Genomic DNA, 18,506 nt, shown 5'->3' with positions numbered 1-18,506 from the left:
TCCGGATCTACGGCGAAACCGCAGTCGTGAACTTGTCGAAATGGATGCGCTCGCGGGCCACGCCCTTGCTGTCGAGCAGGGCCAGCGCGGCGTCGACCATCGGAGGCGGCCCGCACAAGTAGATGTCGGCGTCGGTGAGATCGGCTTCGCGCCGATCGACGACGTCGGTGACGAATCCGAAGTCACCGTCGCGGACGCCGATCGAATCCCAGTCGGCCGCAGTCTCTTCCGATAGCGCTGGCACGAAATCGAAGTCGGCCGAGCCGGTTGCGAGCTCGGCGATCTCGGGCAGATAGAACAGGTCGTTCACGGTGCGGGCGCCGTAGTAGAACCGAACCCGGCGAGGACTCTCGATCTCGGCGAGATGGCGCAGCAGCGACAGGATCGGGGCCATGCCCGCGCCGCCGCCGATGCAGACGATGTCGCGGGTGGCGTCCGGTTTGACGGTGAACGATCCGTATGGTCCGTGCAGCACCAACTCGTCGCCGACGACCAGCCCGTCGGTGAGCAGCGCCGAAAAGCGTCCGCCTGGATAGCATTTGATGATGAACTCGATGACGCCAGGCGTCGCGGGGGTGGTGGCCATCGAGAACGAGCGGTGCTCGTCGGTGCCGGGTATCAACACCTCCGAGTACTGTCCCGGCTTGAATTCGTAGCGGCCGGGCTCGAGTGGTGCCAGCTTGAGCGACACGATGTCGTTGGTCAGCGGCGCGAGTTCGATAACCCTGGTCCGGACCTGTTGCAAGGGAACGGCATTGTGCAGTTCGTCCTCGTCGAAGTTGATCAGCTCGATCTCGCAGTCGCTGTAGGCATGCGACTTGCACAGCAGCACATAGCCTTCCTCGCTCTCATAGTCGGCGAGCGCGAAGGTCGAGTAGCGGTCCATCTGCACGTCACCGTCGAGCAGGAACGACTTACATGCCGAACACTGGCCCTCGCGGCAACCGTGCATCAGCGAAACGCCTTGGCGGAACGCGGCATCCAGGATGGTCTCGTCCTCGGTGACCTCGATCTCGAGATCGACCGGTTCGAATCTGATGCGGTGGGTGTCACCCATGGGAGGTCTCTTCTCTGCGAGTGCGCGAGTTCCGGTGGCGGCGCGTGCGTGCGGTCGCTGCCGCCACCGGATGGGCCGGACGGCCCACGAGCGGCTAGGGCCGGTCCGGTCCGTCCTCAGGCGGGGCCCGAGGTGACGGGTCGACCGCCGGGGCCGCCGGCCTTGTAGGCGCCGATGTGCGCTTCGCGTTCGGCGTCGGACATCTCGTTCAGCAGCACATTGGGGCTCTGGAAGTTGATGCCGCGCAGGTCGTCCAGCGTCCACAACTTCTTCTCGTCGTCGAGCTCGAGATGGGGTTGCGGGATCAGTGTCTTGCCGTCGTCACGGACGTAGCCGAGTTTGCTGACCACGTCGGCGAGATCCTGGTTGTGGTGCAGGGTCTCCCATTCGCGGTGTCCGGTGAGCCGACCCATATTCGGTGTCGGCCGCCCCTCGTACTCGGGACGGAACGCCTTGATATCGGTCCACGCGCAGGTCTCCGAGCAGTAAGTGCGCCACTGGCCGTCGACCTTCTCGGTGACCATGTCCTCGCGAATAAGGCAGGGCACCATGCAGGTCCAGCAGCGGTGCGGGTACTGGTAGTCGACGTTCTCGAACGCGATCGGCTTGTTCCGGCCGGGGTAGCGCAGCCGGTTGTAGTTCTCCCACCACTTGCCGTACTTGCTGTACCAGCCCGGATACTTGTCCTCGAACCATTCGAAGTCCTGGTCGGTCATCGGGTCGATGCGCCAGTAATTGACCGGCCAACCGGTGGCGAAGAACTGGGCGACCTCGTGCACGTAACCCTTGTTCACGATCCGGTTCCACGCCTCCTCCACCAGATCGTGCGGGATCTTCAGCCCGTACTTCTCCAGCGGGATGAGGTAGCTGCGGTAGTAGTCGTCGTAGATCCAGCGCCGCCACATTTCGGCGTAACTGTCGCGGTCCTTGCGCCTGTCCTTGGTGCCGTATTCGATGAAGGTGCCGATGGCGGCATCGACCACACAGTGGTTGTTCCACCAGGCGTAGCGCAGATCCCGTTCCAGCAGCTGCCGGTTGTCCTCATCGGCCAGCGCCATCAGCAGGATCGAGTAGCCGTTGGAGATGTGGCGCGATTCATCGGACTGCACCGAATGGAACACCGTGGGCAGCAGATAGTCGCCGTTCGCCGCGGCCTCCGAGGGCATCGCGACGAAAAGCGTATTGGTGAAGGCGGTTTCGGCCACCACCGTCAGGTAGATATTGGCCGCGGTGATGGCGTCGCCGGTGATGAATCCCTCGCCGAACTGGCGGCCGATGGTACCGGCGTAGTTGTTGGCGAACCCCTTCTCACTGATATCGAACCCGGCGGGGTCGATGTAGTGATTCATGTAGAGGCGCTTGAGGTTCATCTGGATCGTCGAGTGGCGAACCTCGTCGATCATCTGCACGGCCAAGCCGTTGTGGATTTCCGGGTTCGGCACCGCGTCGATCGCCATCGGCATCGCCCGTGCCGCGGAGATCTCCGGGAACGGGATGATCGATAGGAACAGCTTCTGCCATTCCATCCACCGCTGCTGCACCTGGCGGAACATATTGCCGCGGATCGCACCATCCATGGCGCCGAAGACGCGGTTGTCTTTCTCCTCCTCCATCGGGAAGTAGGAGCGCAAGATCTGTTTGAGCGGATCCTTCTTGGGCGCCTTGTCGAAGGTGTAGTCGGTGCCGAACCGGGTGGCCGGGGTCGCGAAGGTCGGTTCCCACGACAATTCGGTGATCTTCTTGTGAGCCTTGCTCAAACTCTGTCTGCTCAATGTGTCCTCCTGGGCGGAGCTATCCGGGCTGTGATCCATGACACCCCGCTAGGCGACGCATAAGCGTCTCAAGATGAGATCTGTCTCACACTGAGAACCGCGTACCGTCTGTTAAGTACTGATGAGGACGAGGTAAATGCCGATGGACACCACCACCGACAGCGGCACACAGGTGCGCCGAGCACGCGAACAGTTCCTGGCCGACGGCTCCGCGGATCAGGCGGCAGTGGACGCCACCGTGCTCGACTCTTGGCACCGTTCCCTGGCGCTACGGGTCCAACCGGATCGCATTGAGGTGCCCTTCGTTCGGGAACCCGATCCCGACGCCCCACTGGCGATCGCCGGCCTGCCCGTGGTGCGCCGACTGGCCGACGATCTGGCGGCGCAGACGGTCAGCGTGATCCTCACCTCGGCCGACGGCGTGGTCCTCGAACGAGTCACCTCCGAACCGGCCATCATGCACGCGCTCGACGATGTGCAACTGGCACGCGGCTACAGCTACGCCGAAGAGTTCGTCGGCACCAACGGAATCGGGACCGCACTCGCGACCGGGCGCCCCACCTTCATCCACGGTGGCGAGCACTACCTCGGCACACTCGGCCAACTCGCCTGCGCCGGCACGCCGATCCGCGACCCCATATCCGGCAAAGTCGTCGGCGTCCTCGACCTGACCTGCTGGGCCAGCCGGTCCGACCCGCTGCTGCTCGCGCTGGCCAGGTCAGCGGGCGGTCAGATCGAAGATCGCATGAGTGCACTGGCCACCGAGACCGAAGCGGCGCTGCTCGAGGCATATCTGCGCCAGTGCCGTCGCTACCCCTCCGGGGTGGTCGCCGTCGGCGACGACCTCGTATTGATGAACCAGTACCTGCGCCGCTCGCTCGATACCCGCGACCAGAACGTGGTTCTCGAGCATGCCATGGACCTTCGCCGCCTGTCCGGCTCAGGAATCGGCAGCGGCACCGCGGTCAATGTACTACCCAGTGGAAGGATCGCGAAAAGCACTGTGGCAGAACACATCAGCCTTCGACGCAACCGCATCGATATCATCGTCCACGTCGGGATCGCCGACGATTCGACCGTGCACGGGGGCCGTCGGGTCCCGGCACCACCCACGCCCGGTCTTGCCGGGCGCAGCAGTTCCTGGCGACGCAGCTGCCACCAGGTCGAGCGGTGTTGCACCGACCGAGACTGGGTCGCCCTGGACGGCGAACCCGGCTCGGGCCGAACAAAACTCGCCGAAATGGTGGCACACCACATCCGGCCGGACCGGACCATACGAGTGCTACGCATCGGCGGCCGCACCACCGCCGAATACCTGCTCACCGCGCTGACCAGCGCGACCGCGGAAGACGACTTCGATATAGTGCTCGCCGACATCGACCGTCTCTCAACCGAAATCGTCGAATCGCTTTCAACAGTCCTACAGTCCTGCGCGGGTCGCGGCTGGATCGCGGCCACCATGAACTCCGCGAACCACTCCGCTATCACCGAGGCGCTACTGCTCCCGTTCTTCATGCACACCGTCACTGTGCCGGCGCTACGTTACCGCATCGAAGACCTCGAAGACCTGGTCCCGCACCTGCTGCGCGAACTCACCCACGATGCCGACGTTCGGTTGTCCTCCAGCGCATTTCGCCAGCTCGCCAGACTTCCTTGGCCGGGCAACACAATGCAACTACGGCGCGTCCTCGCCGAAACACTCACCCGGCAACGATCCGGCGTCATCCTCGCCGACAAGCTACCCCCCGAATGCCACTCCCTCACCCGCCGTACCCTGACCCGCCTCGAAGCGCTCGAACGTGACGCGATCGTCCGCAGCCTCCAGGACAACGCCGGGGACAAGCTTGCGGCGGCACAAGCCCTGGGAATCTCCCGAGCCACCATGTACCGCAAGATCAAGGAATTCGGGATCGCCTGATCCAGCCAGTCGACTCTCGATGCGGCCGAATCGGTTGCTGTACAAAGCGAGTCGCGATGAGCCATTCGGTCATACTGTTGCTTGCCCCGTGGCTGGCACTCGCCACACGCCAGTACGGCAGCGCCGATGGACGAGTTCCGCAGCATCCGCACGTGGCAGTTACTTCGGTCGTTGGGCTACCCACGCAGGGTGCAGGAGATAGGCCGCGAGGCCCGGCTCGACGGTCTCGTTCCCGGCTGAGTAGATGGCGGGGTTGTAGCCGGGAGGCGGAGTCCAGGCCGGTCCGGCGTCGATCGGAGCGAACCCGAGTTGTTCGCGAATCGCGGCCGCTACGGCCTCGGGCACGGTTAGATTCGGCAGGTCGAACCATCCGTAGCCGGTGGGCTCGAAACCGGATGCCGGTTTCCGGCTGACCCAACTCCACCCCTCGCGTTCACTCCAGCCCACGACGAACTCCTCGCCGTTATGTGTTTCGGCGAGCTCGAAACACATGTCACGGTCTTCTCCGCCGCCGTAGTCGACGTCGTTGATGGTCAGACCGGCGCACACGAGTGCGTCCGTGACCGCGATGCCATAGGGGTGGTGCGCCTCGTCGCGCGGCAGCGCCGCGGCTGTCATGGTCGGTTGCACGGAGCTACCCTCGTCGCAGGAGTCTGGCCCACAGTGCCGCAGCACCCGAGCGGGGCTTGTTGGCGAGCTCCCCGGCGAGATCTTGTGCAGGGGAATGGGTTTTGACCGTGCGTGGTATCTCGTCAGTGGGCAGGCATGCCTCCGGCCACGCCGCTGGTATGGACGGGGGGATTCTCAGTACCGGCAGCACTACCGTCGGCTCGTCGTCGAAATCAGCGCGTAGTTGGGCGAAGAACGCCTCTAGAGAACCGTGTCGAGCTGTCACCTCGTCAACGAAATCCAGTACGGTCGAACGTGAACGCGATCTCATGGCTCTCCTATCATCCGATTCTTCAACGAGCACTGCGGGTCAGTGATGCGGCGAGAAGGCCCCCACGAATCCGTCAACAAGATCCGATCGACCGCGCGACCCTCCCGACCATCCGCCGAACGGGGGACGAACGGTCGTCCACCTCCGTGTACGCGGCGCACGCCACTATAGCCCCATCACCGCAAATTCTTGGCTAGTCGAGAATGGACGTGTCGGATACCGAAGTTGATTTTGCCAAATGTGCACGGCTGTACCGATATTGATCCCAGCGACGCCGCTGCTGACCGCTAAAGCGGTGCTTGGGTGCCGAATATCCGGCAATCATCTGGCAATTTCAGCTTCGATTGCTCGCCGGCTTGGCCGTCGGAAAGATCGGCAGGTCTGTCCAGTTGACGGCGTGATTCGAGCTATCCAGCGCTGCGATGGTGCTGGGTCGGCCGCGGTGCCGCACGCATCAGGTCCAGTGTGAAGCCGACATACTGCTGCGCGATTTGTTCCGGCAGACCGGTGCTGTGAGAATTCGCACCGGCGCCGTGATCGGGTGCGCCGGGACGATCCCAACCGCACACCTCTCCAATACCTCCGCCACCAGGCGATTCGCCGTCTCACCGCCCCCTGGGGTAATCTTTTCAAGCGCCCGCACCGCGAGCGCATCGGGATGTGGCGCAGCTTGGTAGCGCACCTGACTGGGGGTCAGGTGGTCGCAGGTTCAAATCCTGTCATCCCGACAAAGAAACCCATTCTGACCTCGGTCGGGAGGGGTTTTCTCACCTCGGTGAGGGTGCGAGATTCGATGTGACCCCACAGAAATCCCACACTTTTTGCGCTAGGAACCCCGTGCCCAGCGCTCGAGCACGTCCCGATTGTCGGGCACGGTTTCCGGCACGTCGATGTAGTGGCCAACGCCACGGCTTTGGTGTTGCCCAGCTGGCGTGCGGCCCGCTCGGGGTCGCCGGAGGCGTGGTCGATCTCGGTGCCCGCGCCCTTGCGGAAGGTTCGCGGGGTCACCCAGTTGAACTCCGAGCCGCGGGCCGCGCGCCAGATCCGTCCGAAGTTGTTCGGATTGCGCAGTGTCCCCGCCCGGGAGGGAAACAGGAGTCCCATCGGGTTGGGGCGGCCGGAGGTCTCCAGGTCCTCGATCGCCTCACGGAGCGATTCCACGGAGTGTGGTGGCAGCAGGATGCGTCGCCAGCCGTTGTCGGTCTTGGGGGCGGGATTGCGTATCCATCCACCGGTGCCCTTGCTCTTGGTCTCAACAAGTGTCCAGGTAGGGTCCGGCGCGTCGAGGTTGATGTCCTCGAGCAGTAGTGCGAATACCTCGTGGGGGCGCATTCCGGTGCCGGTGATGACATCGACGACCCACACCATCGACCAGTCACGGGCGGGGCCGGACTTGTATGCCGGTGTCCCGGGGATTTCCTCGCCGTTGGCCCAGGCGCGGACCTGTGCCCGGAAGGCGGGCAAGGCGTGTTGGTCCTTGACCTTGCCGCGGGATTGAGTTTTGCGTCGCGTGAACCCGGCGACGCCGTCGATGGGTTTGGTGTCGATGGCTCCGTGGCGTACCGCGATCCCCATCATCGCGCGCAGGATTATCTTGTGCTGCTTGGCTTTCCGCCGCAGACCCAAGGCGATGAGGTGCTTGAGGTGGCGATCGAGTTCTCCCGCGGTGGCCTGCCAGACTTGCAGGTGACCGATCGAGTTCTCGATCTTGATGGTGTTGGGGTTGGCGCGTTTGTCGGTCGAGACGTAGATCTCGCGCCGGTAGTCTTCTATGTTGCCGTCGGTGAACGCCTCGTCGCCTTCGAGTTCGGCGATCAGTTCGGCGGCGAGGTCGATCAGCTTGGTTGTGCGGGTAATTCGTGAGTACCCGAGTTGTTCGCGGTGGTCCCGCATGGCTTCGGCGAGACGGTTGCGGGCTTCGCCGGCGGTGTCTCCGAAGCGTTCGAGGTATTGGGTTCCCCAGGCGCCGTAGAAGCGGACAGCGGTCCGCCATGTGCCGTTCTTCTGCTTCTTCGGCTTGCTCGGCTGGCCGAACGCGCCAACGGGTTTGGGCAATCTGCCAGCCAGTGTTTTCTCCTTCCTCGATCGTTGGGACACACCACAGCAATCGGCGTCAGCGGCAGCCGTTCGGGCGGGCCGTGCCTTCGCTAGGTCGAACAACGTTGTGTATCAGTGGATATGTCAGCAAGGATTGCTCGGTCGTAGAGCAGGAATCAACAGCCGACAATTTGCCATGAGATAGCTGCGACTCGAATGGTGGGCACTTGTGTGCTGTCCCTCAGGAGTGGTGGTGGTCTACGGCTGTTGACCGCGGGAACGCGGCCTTGGCGTGGCCGGCGAGTCGGATCCAGGTTTCGCGCCGAGCTTGGGCTGCTGTTTCTCCCAAGCTCGAAGATCGCTCAACCGGTAGCGGCGGTATCGGCCCATGCGGACGTATTGAGGACCGCGTCTTTTGGATGCCCATGCGGCGAGCGTCTTCTGCGGGATCTTGAGTCTCCTGGCGACGTCCTCGGTGGTGAGCCAGGCGTCATCCGCGTCATCGCTGATGTCACCGTTTGATGCTGGGTCAGAGGGGCGACCGTGTCGTGGTGATCGCCGGGAGATGTTCGGCGAAGGGGAGGACGGCATGCGAAAACCTCGATTGTTACGCTGTCTGCCGATTCCCCTTACCTCCATGAAACCTCACGTTCCTCTGAAGCGCCACCTCCCAGCGCTTCTCGTGCCGTGGCGATGCTGACGTGACTATCACCAGCGGACCGATACGTTTGTCGTGTGTCGGTAACGGCTGAATACTGACCCTCTGGTTCCGCTTGGGTTCAACAGCTTGTCGCAACACTCCTGCTAGAAGAAGGGTGTGCGAGTGGCTGGTACGACGCAAACCTGGAGCACGCTCGCGCGGCCCAGCGTGCCGGTCGCAGGCAACGCGGCCGGCTGTGGTCGGATCCCGAGCTGCGCGCGGTCGTGCAGCAGCCCCATCGGTTCGCAGTGAACGTGGGAACCGCCGTGCGGCTCCCGAGCTGGCCGTCTCCTGCCAGGAGCGGCAGCTCGGGTTTGATGCGTCGTCGATCGAAGGCTGCATGGCGGGGCGGAGGGGCCGTAGTAGTCCGAGCGAGGGGTGCGACACGAAGTCGCACGAGTTGAGTGAGCTTCATTGAAGGAGGTCGGCGGATGCCGAAGATGTAGTTACGGATCAGTGTTCGCAGATGATCGGAAATATCCTGTCCGGGAAACAGTGCCGGGTGCCGGTGTCGCCAGCGCGGATTCCCTATGCGGGGATGAGGTTTCGGGTAGCTGATATCCGCTGCCCGCAGTCTGAAACTGGCCCGGATGGCATCCGCTCAACAGTGCAGACCAGATCGACGGCGGCTGGACCAGCGAATTCAGAGGCGGCCCCGGGCCGCGGTAGAAGCAGATCTCGCCGGTGACCAACCGTCGGGCTTGTGCGACTGTGACGGTGTGGTAGCCGCGCTGGTAGCCCTCAGCGCTGGCGGTGAACAACCGATAGGTGCCGGTGCGCAGGGTATGTCAGGTCAGTTTCACAGTGGTGGCGACATCGCAGCCCTCAGGCAGCCAGTTCAGGGTGAGAGTCACAAACGGTTCGCCGCTGTTGGCCGCACCATGCCCGACGATGTAACTGCGGCGTCCCAGCGGGCTTTCGCTGGACCGTGGATCAGGTGCGTGCTCATCGCGGACAACAACCAGAAATGCCGCAGGATCATCGCGTGGGTGCCCAGCGCCAGTTCGGTGGCAGCCGTTCGCCAGCCGACGTCGGTGAAATCGGGCAACGGGATCTCGCGCCAGACGTGATCGGCGGCGAGCATGACGAGTTCGTCTTTGTTCTTGACGTAGTAGTACATCGCCGTCGCCGCGGCCTCGAGCTCGGTCCCGAGCCGCCGCATGTTCAGCCCATTCACGCCTTCGGCATCCAAGACTGACACTGCGGCCTCGACGATCTGCTCCTTGGTCAAGGTCCCCGGGCCATGAGGCCCAACCTGTGCCAAGACGGCGCAATGCCAGCGCACTGACGCACGTCGTTGCCGCCAGATGCCCCAGAGCAAACCCTTGCCTCACCACTACTCAGTGTTACTATCTACTAGTAGTCAGTAACACTGAATAGCTGAAGGGGTTCCATGGGCAAGCTGGAGACGGAGATGCTCAAGGGGACGTTGGAGGGCATCGTCCTGGCGATTCTGTCGCTGCGTTCGGCATATGGCTACGAGATCACCGCGTGGCTTCGGGAGCAGGGCTTCACCGATATCGCGGAGGGCACCATCTACGCGCTACTGGTCCGGATCGAGAAAAGGGATCTGGTGGACGTGGCGAAGGTCCCGTCGGAGAAGGGTCCGCCGCGCAAGGTGTATTCCCTCAACGCTCAGGGCCGGGAATATCTCGACGACTTCTGGAGGACGTGGAGCTTCCTCTCGGTACGTCTCGAACAGCTCCGTGAAGGAGGCAAATAGTTATGGCGGCGAAGTGGATCGGACTGATCACCGGGTCGATCGAGGACAAGAAGCGATGGCGGCAGTACAAGGCGCGCACGAAACAGTTGCCCGAGAACTATCGCATCACCGTCGAGGCGCTGGAGCGCTACCTGATGTATTTCGGGCAGGGCGACGGCGCCGACGCGGCCTCGATGTATGAGGACCTCATCGACCTGTTCGAGCAGAGTGCGGCGGATCGAACCCCGATTCGGGAGGTCGTCAGCGAGGACCCGGTGGAGTTCGTCGAGCAGTTCCTGCGTAACTACCAGGTGGGCAATTGGATCAACCGAGAGCGTGAACGGCTGAACAACGCCATCGACCGCGCCGTCGCGGGCGAAGAAACCGGAAAAGAAAGATAGGGCCGCGCGATGACAACACAAACAGCTCCGGCGATCCGTGTTCAGGGACTGGAGAAGTCCTACAAGGACCTGCACGTACTGCGCGGTGTGGACTTCGACGTGGCGCGCGGCAGCATCTTTGCTCTGCTCGGCTCGAACGGCGCGGGCAAGACCACGGTCGTGCGAATCCTGTCCACGCTGCTCAAAGCAGACGCGGGGACAGCCGTTGTCCACGGCTACGACGTCGCCGCAGAACCGGCTCAGGTGCGTGAATGCTTCAGTCTCACCGGGCAATTCGCCGCCGTCGACGAAATCCTGAGCGGGCGGGAGAATCTCGTGCTCGTCGCCAAGTTGCGCCACCTCGATAACCCACGTGCGATCGCGGACGACCTGCTGGAGCGTTTCGCGCTGAGCGACGCCGCCACCCGGGGGGTGTCGACGTATTCCGGTGGTATGCGCCGACGTCTCGACATCGCGATGAGCCTCATCGGAGATCCGCCGATCATCTTCCTCGACGAACCGACGACCGGGCTCGACCCGCAGGCGCGGCTCGAGGTGTGGCACACCATCAAGGACCTCGCCGAGCGCGGCACGACGGTGCTGCTCACCACCCAATACCTGGACGAGGCCGAACAGCTCGCCGATCGGATCGCGATCCTGCACGAGGGCCGGATCATCGTGAATGGCAGCCTCGCCGAGCTCAAGCAACTGCTCCCGCCGGCCACGGTCGAATACGTCGAGAAGCAGCCGACCCTCGAAGACGTCTTCCTCGCCGTGGTCGGTGACGAAGCATTGGCGAACAAGGACTAACGATGACCAAGCACTTCTTCGGCGACACTGCCACCTTGCTGGGACGCTCCCTGCGCCACATCACCCGAAGCATGGACACCATCATCACGACCGCGATCATGCCGATCGCCTTCATGCTGCTGTTCGTCTACGTCTTCGGCGGCGCGATCAACACCGGGACGGACTCGTATGTCAACTACCTGCTGCCCGGCATCCTGCTCATCACCATCGCATCGGGCATCTCCTACACCGCCTTTCGACTCTTCCTCGACATGAAAGGCGGCATCTTCGAACGCTTCCAGTCCATGCCGATCGCACGGTCATCGGTGCTATGGGCGCACGTGTTGACCTCACTGGTCGCGAACCTGATCTCGGTCATGGTGGTCGTGCTCGTCGCGCTGCTCATGGGCTTCCGTTCGGGCGCAGGGATATTGGCGTGGCTCGCGGTCGCCGGGATCCTGATCCTGTTCACCCTCGCGTTGACTTGGATCGCGGTGATCCCCGGCCTGTCGGCCAAGACCGCGGACGGCGCGAGCGCGTTCTCCTACCCGCTGATCTTCCTGCCGTTCATCAGCTCGGCCTTCGTGCCCACCGACCCGATGCCCGCCCCGGTGCGCGTTTTCGCCGAAAACCAGCCGGTGACCTACATCGTCAACGCCGTGCGCGCCTTGTTCACCGAACAGCCTGTCGGCGGCGACATCTGGATCACATTGGGCTGGTGCGTCGGCATCCTCGTCGTCGCGTACTTCTTCGCCATGATGACCTACCGCCGCAAGATCTCCTGACGGCGCGAGTTCTATTCTTTCAGAAGGGTTTTCAACATGACTAGCACGACAATCGACACCACCGGAAGCGGTCGCAGCAGCGGCGTCGAGCCAGGCTGGGGGAAGGTCGCCGACGCGTTTCGCGCGAACTTCGATGCCGATCCGGGCGAGCTGGGCGCGGCGTGCTGCGTCTATGTCGACGGCCGCTGTGTGGTCGATCTATGGGACGGCATCGCCGATCGACAGACGAACCGGCCCTGGGACGAAGACACCGTCGTCCGGGTCGCCTCCACGACCAAAGGCGCTACCGCGATCTGCGCCCACCTGCTTGCGCAGCGCGGTCAGCTGGACCTCGACGCCCCGGTGGTCGAGTACTGGCCGGAGTTCGCTGCCGCGGGCAAGGAACGAGTCCCGGTGCGCTGGTTGCTGTCCCACCAGGCCGGACTGCCGATCGTCGACGGACCGTTGACCTTCGAGCAAGCCTGCGCCTGGGACCCGGTCATCCGCGCGCTCGAGGCGCAGCCCCCGCTCTGGGAGCCGGGCACCCAGCACCGCTACCACGGTGTGACGTTCGGATTCCTGGTCGGTGAGGTCGTGCGGCGGATCTGCGGCAAGTCGCTCGGAACGTTCTTCGCCGACGAGGTGGCTGCCCCGCTGGGGCTCAGCGCCTGGATCGGGCTGCCCGAGCGAGAAGACCACCGAGTGGCCCGAATTGAGAACGCCGCCCCATTCACCGTGGAAGAACTGACCGCCGGGATGATCAAGGTGACCGGACTCGACGCCGCCACGGTGACCGCGTGGATGAACGCCGCCTTCGGTCCGGACTCAGTTGAAGCGCGCGCCGGCTCGCTCGGCGGTGCGCTGGACAACGCGGCGGACCCGGTGACCGCTTACTACACGACACGTGCCTGGCGTGCCGCGGAATTCCCCGCCGCGAACGGGATCGCGGATGCGCACTCGCTGGCACGGATGTACGCCGCCACCGTCAGCGACGTCGACGGCGTGCGGCTGCTGAACCCGTCGACTGTCGAAACCATGACCGTCGTCCAGACCGACAAGACTCGGATATACGGTCTGCCAACGGAATTGAACATCCCAGCCGACCGCTCGTTCAACATGTCGCTCGGATTCTGGCGAGCGTGCCCACCAATGCCGATGGCCGGACCGGGATCGTTCGGCCACCCCGGCTCAGGCGGATCGATCGGCTTCGCGGACCCCGACACCGGGGTCGGCTTCGGCTACGTCACCAACCTCTGGAGCTTCCGGCCCGACGACCCGCGGGCCTCGAGCCTGGCCGCAGCCGTCCAGTCCTGCCTCGGCTGACCGAAGCGACGAATCCTTGAAAACGCGCCCCAGCGCCGAACAACAAACATATGGAGAGTGAGAAATGAACTTCTGGGAGACAATCACCGGCAGCGATCTCACCAGGGAATCGAAAGCCTTCGAGGCTCGCGCCCAGACCCTTCCGGCCGACTATCAGCGGGCATGGGAAGAGATCAAAAACCAGCTCCGTCCCCACGGCAACCTCACCGGCCGCAACCTCATGCCGATTCTCGACGGCGTACTCGGCCTACTCGAGGAATCGGCCGCCGACGGCCAAAGCGTCCACGACGCCGTAGGCGACGACATCAAAGGCCTCTGCTCGGCGCTTGCCGGCGCCGAAGGAGCCAAGGGCTATCGCGACAAATGGCGCGATCAGTTGAACAAGAACGTGGCACGCAAACTCGGACAGCTGGGAGGATAGAAATGGGCATCCGCGACATCATCGAAGGCAAGCGCGAATGGCGAGCGCATATGCGGCGAGTCAAGGCGCTCCCACCGGACTACGAGATCGTCTACAAGGAGATCCAGAAGTACTTCTTCAAAGTCGGACCGGTCGACCTAGCCGAAGGAGACCTGCTCTCCGGAATTCTCGACTTCTTCGAGGAAGGCGTCGCCACCAGAAAAGGGGTCCTGGAACTCATCGGCAACGACGTCGCAGCATTCTGCGACGACCTGATCAAAGACTCGCCGACCTACGCCGACATCTACCAGGAGTCGATCGGCAAGGAAGCCGACAAGTCATAGCCACGACGTGTGCGGTGGTGCGGAGATTCCTTGCGGTTCTTGCGCCGATCACAAACGGCCAGTGCCCTCCGGACACTCAACTCGTGAAAGGCCCATGCGCACCAACAACGTCCGCACGATCGCCGCGGTGCTCTCCACCCCGAGGCCGTACGACCAGCACGCCGGCACAGCATCATCCGGGAACGCCCTAGGGAGAGGGAACAATCCATCGGCGTGATCGATCATCGCGGTGGCTCCTGTCCAGACGTCGGCATGCGCGATACCTGCGCGGGGCGATTCCGACGGAGGCGTCGTGCAGCGGTGAGTTGGTGAAGGTTCCATTTAGCGGGGACCGTCGAATGTTGGCTGGTGCGCTGCGACGGTGGTGTTGAGTCGTGGTCCTGATCGGGTCTGCGGCCGCTGGGAATGGTGCTGTGCACACCGGCCGCCGCCGAAATTGGATAGGGGAGGTGGGCGCGGAGTGGAGGCCGATACCCCACGAGTCAGGCGACCTGCCAACAGCACTGACCACGCAGCTGCTCACAGCTGGTCAGATGCAAGGATTTGAGAAGCCTTCGACAGCAGATCATCCCCGCCGTAGTTTGATTACAAGACCGGTGCAATGGGAGGAACCGCGATGCGCGTCGATGTCGAATTCACCAGTGGCGCAGTGCCCCTGCGGGGTTGGCTGTATCGGCCCGAGCAGGCGTCGGGCATCGTCCCGCTGGTGGTGATGACGCATGGCTTCGCTGGCGTCAAGGAGTGGGTTGCCCCGTTCGCTGAGGTGTTCAGAAAGGCTGGTTTGGCTTGTCTCGTCTACGACCACCCCGGATTCGGGACCTCCGATGGTGAACCGCGTTTCGAGGTCGACCCCGCCGCGCAGATCGAGGGCTACCGCGATGCGATCACCTTCGCGCAGACCCTGGACGGTATCGACCCGGAACGCATCGGCGTCTGGGGAACCAGTTTCGCGGGCGGCCACGTCTTGGTGGTCGCGGCGACCGATCGACGTGTACGCGCGGTCGTGTCGCAGGTGCCACTGACCAACGGGTGGGCCAACTTCCGCAGCTTGGTGCCCTCCATCATGTTGCCGACCGTGCATGCGGCCATCGCCGCCGACCGCCAGGCCCGCGCCTCGGGCAAACCGCACCAGACGATCAAGGCGGCTTCCGATGATCCGATCGAACTGGTCGCCCGCGCCGAATCTCGTCCTCCTGCACCCATTCCGGTGCATCAGAACTCCCACAACCACCGGACCTCCCCAAAGGACCCCAGTCGTCGCCAAGCCCGCGCAGCGACTCCGGGTAGTTTATCGACCTCGACGGGCGGGGTCGCGCCGATGCGTTCGGCTTCGGCAAGAAACGCGGTGGTGATACCGCGCTCGCCGACTGGTCGCGAGATCACAAGGATGTCATCGACTCGGCCCGGGAACGAGGCATAGATGCTGATGAACCGACACCAGTCGGTCATCGCGTGCGCGGTCATCTCGGTGCTGTTGTCCATCCGGATATGCGCCGGTTTACGCCTGGTGACCGCGACGATCTCGTCGAGCACTCTACGAGACGGTCAGCGGTGCGCGATCGAAATGATCTGGTAGCCAAAGCTTCCCGCGTGAACTCGTCGACGATGTTGAGAAACCTGACCTGTCGGTCGGCCGTCGACAATGACATCGACCTGGAAATCCAACGCCCACATCTGATCTGGTCTCGACGCACGCAAGCGCTGATTCCGGCCCGCTCCGAATCTCGTCCTCCTACACCCATTCCGGTGCATCAGAACTCCCACAACCACCGGACCTATCCAAAGGACTCCAGTCAGATCGTGGCGATCCCGGACACTCGTCCAGAGGTTGATCCGGTTTACCCTCACTGTGCTGCGTGAGGCGGTGGTGAGGCGGACCTCGGCAACCCGTAGCCCGTAAGGCACATCGCGGGCGCCGCCCGGGTCGTGCCTACTTGGTGGGGCAGACGGCGACCTCGTTCATCGCGACTCGGCGGTCGGTGACGATGTAGCTGACAGCGCCAGCGATGTTCTCGGTGTGCAGCGCTTCGATCTCACCCAACGTGGCGTTGAAGTCAGGCTCGCCCTCGGTGTGGCAGGGCTCGACGACGGAGATCCGGGGCTGCTGCAAGGTGAGATGACAGTGTGACTGCCCCACTGGTCGGATTCGGATCTGGTGGTTATGTCGGCCGGTGAGCCGGTGGTCAGCCCATCACTCGGGTGCGACTCGTCGAATATAGGATTTGCTATAGTTCGAGCGTGGATCAATGGGAGATCTACCAGACCGATGAAATCGTTGCTTGGATGATGAATCTGCGGCGCACTGATCCCGAGGCTGCTGAGCACGTGGAGGCCGCTGTTGATGTGCTCGCCGAACACGGGCCGACCCTCGGCCGTCCCCTTGTCGACACGCTGACCGGTGCGCGGCTCGCCAATTTGAAGGAGCTACGGCCGCGGCAGACGATGATCCGTGTGCTGTTCGCCTTCGGTCCGTGGCGGTCGGCGATTCTGCTCACCGGAGGCGATAAGACCGGGCAATGGAAGAGCTGGTACGTGCAGGCGATTCCCCATGCCGAGGAGCTGTACGCGGTGTACCTGAAGGAACGGGCAGAGGAGGAAGGGCGATGAGCAGCTTCACCAAATGGGACCGTGACGGCTACCGTCGCCGGGTGGGTGAGGAGGAGGCCGCGCGGCGTCGTCGTGCGATCATGGCCGAGCAGTGGGGCTATCAGCTCGCGGAGGAACGGAAGCGGCTGGGGTTCACACAGGCGGGTTTGGCCGACATCATGGGGGTTAGTCCGGGACGGGTGTCGCAGATTGAGCACGGTGGCGTCGCGACGGTCGAAGCTCTCGCCGCATATGTTGCCGCATTGGGTGGGAAGCTGGAGTTGCTGGCCGATATCGGTGGGCACCTGCTGAAGATGCCCACCGATCCCGCGGCGTGAGCGGATTCAACCCCACGGTTATCCCACGGTTTGGTGGTCATTCCGGGGACCGCTGCGTCCCATGACGGCCTGCGGATATTTGCCGATACACTACGTGATCCGGCCGTTTTCCTGTTCAGGTCTATGTTGCGCCTGATACGACGCGGCTTGTCTGCAATCGGGGGTGAACCGGTAGCTGTGAATCGACTTGATGTGCTGACAGGTGGTGTTATGGGGTCGAGAGCCGATGCAACGGTGACTCCGATATTGCTGAACCGGAAACTCTGCGATCGGCCTGGCAGAAGAATCTACGGCGATATGGTTCTACCTTTTGTGTTCAACGATATTGGATTCACGCCGGGATTTTGGCTGGATGGCTTCCGTTGAAATCGCTCGTATGGGGGACGTTCTTCGGCTGTTATGGAATTTGTCAAGGTTGTTGAGACCACGGGAGTTAAGCGACTTGCGTGGACAACTCCTCGGTCGTGTCGGGTTCGGCCGCGAGCTTGTTGATCCAAACGGCATCGGGCAGATCGATGATCTTCGGTGCGGTGACCGGACCAAAACGGTGCGGATGACGGGCTCAGACAGCGGCGAGGGTCGCGCGGCGGGCCGTGTCTTTGTCGGTGACGTGCCCGTAGTGGATGTCAGCGAGACGTCATCGACTCGGCCCGGCAACGCTGAGATGTCGAACACGGTGTCGACGGAACCGAATGACCGCGATAGTTGTCGCGGGGCGGTTGAATAAACAGAGATACCCGTCCGATAGGGAGGTTCCGATGACTGTTTCCGCCCGCGCCCTGCTCGACAGTATCCAGGCGGAGCTGAGCCCGCACGACGACGACAACCGCTTGATCCCGCTGATCACGGCAGGTAAGGCGCCGCTGGCGGTCTTCGCGGCGATCGCGGCGGAGGAGCAGCGCATCACCAGCAGCGACTGGCGCAGCTTCCACGCCATGGCGGCGCGGGCGGACGAACCGCACGCCAGAGTCTTCTTCGGCGGGCTCCCACCGGGCGAGCAACAGGCGAACAGCATGCTGGACGCGCTGGTGGCCGCGGTGGTACCCGACCAGGGCATGGAGCTGCCGAGGGCGGGCTGCCAGGCATATCCGGCCTATGTCGCCTGGTTGGCGATGCACGCCGAACCGTCCGCCGCCGCAGCGGGTATCTACTCGAATTTCACCGCATGGGGCCGCTACTGCGAGGCCGTAGCCGCGGCGATGCGCAACCACTACGACTTCGGCGACCCCGCGTGCGCGTTCTTCGACTTCTTCGCTGCCGACGTGTCCGAGATCGAACAGCGGGCCCTCGCCGCCATCCAAGCCGGACTCGACACCGGGCGGCTGAAACCGGGGGAGGCGCATTTATACGCCAGGCTCTTCCAGAATTACGAGCTCATGTTCTGGAACACCCTCGCCGACGAGTTCTCGGCGTAGTCAACGCCGCTCGATAAGCTGCTGAGTTTCCGTAATACGCA

The 18,506-nt window shown here is 63.4% G+C and carries 20 protein-coding genes and 1 tRNA gene; 13 read left to right on the top strand and 8 right to left on the bottom strand.

Annotated elements, in window-relative coordinates; translation table 11 throughout:
• Window positions 1-7: 7 nt before the first annotated feature.
• Window positions 8-1,057, bottom strand: coding sequence for an NADH:ubiquinone reductase (Na(+)-transporting) subunit F (locus LKE06_RS25525; RefSeq protein WP_228001910.1), 1,050 nt, complete (start codon window positions 1,055-1,057; stop codon window positions 8-10).
• 116 nt (window positions 1,058-1,173) lie between these two features.
• A complete protein-coding gene (locus LKE06_RS25520; RefSeq protein ID WP_228001909.1) occupies window positions 1,174-2,829 on the bottom strand; it encodes a ferritin family protein in 1,656 nt (551 codons plus the stop codon).
• A 142-nt stretch (window positions 2,830-2,971) separates the two neighbouring features.
• Between LKE06_RS25520 and LKE06_RS25515 the strand changes: the two genes are divergently transcribed.
• The gene (locus LKE06_RS25515; protein WP_228001908.1) at window positions 2,972-4,747 is read left to right on the top strand and encodes a sigma-54-dependent Fis family transcriptional regulator; all 1,776 of its coding nucleotides are present in this window, start codon (window positions 2,972-2,974) and stop codon (window positions 4,745-4,747) included.
• Between the two features lie 159 nt (window positions 4,748-4,906).
• Here the strand turns inward: LKE06_RS25515 and LKE06_RS25510 are convergent, their stop codons facing one another.
• Together LKE06_RS25510 and LKE06_RS25505 are read right to left on the bottom strand one after the other, a co-directional pair.
• Window positions 4,907-5,377 (bottom strand): hypothetical protein, encoded by a 471-nt coding sequence (locus LKE06_RS25510; RefSeq protein ID WP_228001907.1) that lies wholly within the window; start codon window positions 5,375-5,377, stop codon window positions 4,907-4,909.
• 4 nt (window positions 5,378-5,381) lie between these two features.
• Window positions 5,382-5,687, bottom strand: a complete 306-nt coding sequence (locus tag LKE06_RS25505) for a hypothetical protein (protein ID WP_228001906.1) — start codon at window positions 5,685-5,687, stop codon at window positions 5,382-5,384.
• 654 nt (window positions 5,688-6,341) lie between these two features.
• Between LKE06_RS25505 and LKE06_RS25500 the strand changes: the two genes are divergently transcribed.
• Window positions 6,342-6,415 (top strand) — tRNA-Pro (locus tag LKE06_RS25500).
• On the opposite strand, the gene LKE06_RS25495 is transcribed toward LKE06_RS25500, so the two are convergent.
• The 3 genes from LKE06_RS25495 to LKE06_RS25485 all read right to left on the bottom strand — a co-directional run bounded on the left by LKE06_RS25495 (window position 6,381) and on the right by LKE06_RS25485 (window position 9,655).
• Window positions 6,381-7,742 carry a site-specific integrase gene (locus tag LKE06_RS25495; RefSeq protein WP_228001905.1) on the bottom strand — a complete coding sequence of 454 codons (1,362 nt, stop codon included), beginning with the start codon at window positions 7,740-7,742 and terminating at the stop codon, window positions 6,381-6,383. The two genes, LKE06_RS25500 and LKE06_RS25495, sit on opposite strands and share 35 nt — an antisense overlap.
• Window positions 7,743-7,982: 240 nt before the next feature.
• The gene (locus LKE06_RS25490) at window positions 7,983-8,315 is read right to left on the bottom strand and encodes a helix-turn-helix domain-containing protein (RefSeq protein ID WP_228001904.1); all 333 of its coding nucleotides are present in this window, start codon (window positions 8,313-8,315) and stop codon (window positions 7,983-7,985) included.
• Window positions 8,316-9,274: 959 nt separating this feature from the next.
• Window positions 9,275-9,655, bottom strand: a complete 381-nt coding sequence (locus tag LKE06_RS25485; RefSeq protein ID WP_228001903.1) for a TetR family transcriptional regulator — start codon at window positions 9,653-9,655, stop codon at window positions 9,275-9,277.
• Window positions 9,656-9,817: 162 nt separating this feature from the next.
• On the opposite strand from LKE06_RS25485, the gene LKE06_RS25480 reads away from it, so the two are divergent.
• The 8 genes from LKE06_RS25480 (at window position 9,818) to LKE06_RS25445 (ending at window position 15,546) form a co-directional block, all read left to right on the top strand.
• A complete protein-coding gene (locus LKE06_RS25480) occupies window positions 9,818-10,147 on the top strand; it encodes a PadR family transcriptional regulator (RefSeq protein ID WP_228001902.1) in 330 nt (109 codons plus the stop codon).
• Between the two features lie 2 nt (window positions 10,148-10,149).
• On the top strand, window positions 10,150-10,527 hold the full coding sequence (locus LKE06_RS25475; RefSeq protein ID WP_228001901.1) for a DUF1048 domain-containing protein: 378 nt from the start codon (window positions 10,150-10,152) through the stop codon (window positions 10,525-10,527).
• 9 nt (window positions 10,528-10,536) lie between these two features.
• Window positions 10,537-11,316, top strand: a complete 780-nt coding sequence (locus tag LKE06_RS25470) for an ABC transporter ATP-binding protein (RefSeq protein WP_228001900.1) — start codon at window positions 10,537-10,539, stop codon at window positions 11,314-11,316.
• A 2-nt stretch (window positions 11,317-11,318) separates the two neighbouring features.
• Window positions 11,319-12,080 (top strand): ABC transporter permease, encoded by a 762-nt coding sequence (locus LKE06_RS25465; RefSeq protein WP_228001899.1) that lies wholly within the window; start codon window positions 11,319-11,321, stop codon window positions 12,078-12,080.
• A gap of 36 nt (window positions 12,081-12,116) precedes the next feature.
• Window positions 12,117-13,382, top strand: coding sequence for a serine hydrolase domain-containing protein (locus LKE06_RS25460; protein ID WP_228001898.1), 1,266 nt, complete (start codon window positions 12,117-12,119; stop codon window positions 13,380-13,382).
• 64 nt (window positions 13,383-13,446) lie between these two features.
• The gene (locus tag LKE06_RS25455; RefSeq protein ID WP_228001897.1) at window positions 13,447-13,803 is read left to right on the top strand and encodes a DUF1048 domain-containing protein; all 357 of its coding nucleotides are present in this window, start codon (window positions 13,447-13,449) and stop codon (window positions 13,801-13,803) included.
• 2 nt (window positions 13,804-13,805) lie between these two features.
• Window positions 13,806-14,126 carry a DUF1048 domain-containing protein gene (locus LKE06_RS25450; protein ID WP_228001896.1) on the top strand — a complete coding sequence of 107 codons (321 nt, stop codon included), beginning with the start codon at window positions 13,806-13,808 and terminating at the stop codon, window positions 14,124-14,126.
• Window positions 14,127-14,742: 616 nt separating this feature from the next.
• Complete coding sequence (locus tag LKE06_RS25445) at window positions 14,743-15,546, top strand: alpha/beta hydrolase (RefSeq protein ID WP_228001895.1); 804 nt, start codon at window positions 14,743-14,745, stop codon at window positions 15,544-15,546.
• A 510-nt stretch (window positions 15,547-16,056) separates the two neighbouring features.
• On the opposite strand, the gene LKE06_RS25440 is transcribed toward LKE06_RS25445, so the two are convergent.
• Window positions 16,057-16,236, bottom strand: a complete 180-nt coding sequence (locus LKE06_RS25440) for a hypothetical protein (RefSeq protein WP_228001894.1) — start codon at window positions 16,234-16,236, stop codon at window positions 16,057-16,059.
• A gap of 128 nt (window positions 16,237-16,364) precedes the next feature.
• Between LKE06_RS25440 and LKE06_RS25435 the strand changes: the two genes are divergently transcribed.
• The 3 genes from LKE06_RS25435 (at window position 16,365) to LKE06_RS25425 (ending at window position 18,465) form a co-directional block, all read left to right on the top strand.
• A complete protein-coding gene (locus tag LKE06_RS25435; protein ID WP_228001893.1) occupies window positions 16,365-16,733 on the top strand; it encodes a type II toxin-antitoxin system RelE/ParE family toxin in 369 nt (122 codons plus the stop codon).
• The gene (locus LKE06_RS25430; protein ID WP_228001892.1) at window positions 16,730-17,050 is read left to right on the top strand and encodes a helix-turn-helix domain-containing protein; all 321 of its coding nucleotides are present in this window, start codon (window positions 16,730-16,732) and stop codon (window positions 17,048-17,050) included. Before LKE06_RS25435 ends, LKE06_RS25430 begins: the two co-directional genes overlap by 4 nt.
• Window positions 17,051-17,808: 758 nt before the next feature.
• Entirely contained in the window at window positions 17,809-18,465 is a 657-nt protein-coding gene (locus tag LKE06_RS25425; RefSeq protein WP_228001891.1) for a hypothetical protein, read from the top strand.
• Window positions 18,466-18,506: the final 41 nt, after the last annotated feature.

Source organism: Nocardia australiensis (assembly GCF_020733705.1).
Taxonomy (GTDB): Bacteria; Actinomycetota; Actinomycetes; order Mycobacteriales; family Mycobacteriaceae; genus Nocardia; species Nocardia australiensis.
The sequence above is the reverse complement of the archived record's forward strand: the minus strand, read 5'-3'. Positions and strand labels throughout refer to the sequence as shown.

What these genes read in the sequence shown, in the direction of transcription:
- LKE06_RS25525 (WP_228001910.1), bottom strand. Translation starts at nt 1,057, where the DNA reads ATGGGTGACACCCACCGCATCAGATTCGAACCGGTCGATCTCGAGATC.
- LKE06_RS25515 (WP_228001908.1), top strand. Translation starts at nt 2,972, where the DNA reads ATGGACACCACCACCGACAGCGGCACACAGGTGCGCCGAGCACGCGAA.
- LKE06_RS25505 (WP_228001906.1), bottom strand. Translation starts at nt 5,687, where the DNA reads ATGAGATCGCGTTCACGTTCGACCGTACTGGATTTCGTTGACGAGGTG.
- LKE06_RS25490 (WP_228001904.1), bottom strand. Translation starts at nt 8,315, where the DNA reads ATGCCGTCCTCCCCTTCGCCGAACATCTCCCGGCGATCACCACGACAC.
- LKE06_RS25480 (WP_228001902.1), top strand. Translation starts at nt 9,818, where the DNA reads ATGGGCAAGCTGGAGACGGAGATGCTCAAGGGGACGTTGGAGGGCATC.
- LKE06_RS25475 (WP_228001901.1), top strand. Translation starts at nt 10,150, where the DNA reads ATGGCGGCGAAGTGGATCGGACTGATCACCGGGTCGATCGAGGACAAG.
- LKE06_RS25470 (WP_228001900.1), top strand. Translation starts at nt 10,537, where the DNA reads ATGACAACACAAACAGCTCCGGCGATCCGTGTTCAGGGACTGGAGAAG.
- LKE06_RS25465 (WP_228001899.1), top strand. Translation starts at nt 11,319, where the DNA reads ATGACCAAGCACTTCTTCGGCGACACTGCCACCTTGCTGGGACGCTCC.
- LKE06_RS25460 (WP_228001898.1), top strand. Translation starts at nt 12,117, where the DNA reads ATGACTAGCACGACAATCGACACCACCGGAAGCGGTCGCAGCAGCGGC.
- LKE06_RS25455 (WP_228001897.1), top strand. Translation starts at nt 13,447, where the DNA reads ATGAACTTCTGGGAGACAATCACCGGCAGCGATCTCACCAGGGAATCG.
- LKE06_RS25450 (WP_228001896.1), top strand. Translation starts at nt 13,806, where the DNA reads ATGGGCATCCGCGACATCATCGAAGGCAAGCGCGAATGGCGAGCGCAT.
- LKE06_RS25445 (WP_228001895.1), top strand. Translation starts at nt 14,743, where the DNA reads ATGCGCGTCGATGTCGAATTCACCAGTGGCGCAGTGCCCCTGCGGGGT.
- LKE06_RS25430 (WP_228001892.1), top strand. Translation starts at nt 16,730, where the DNA reads ATGAGCAGCTTCACCAAATGGGACCGTGACGGCTACCGTCGCCGGGTG.
- LKE06_RS25425 (WP_228001891.1), top strand. Translation starts at nt 17,809, where the DNA reads ATGACTGTTTCCGCCCGCGCCCTGCTCGACAGTATCCAGGCGGAGCTG.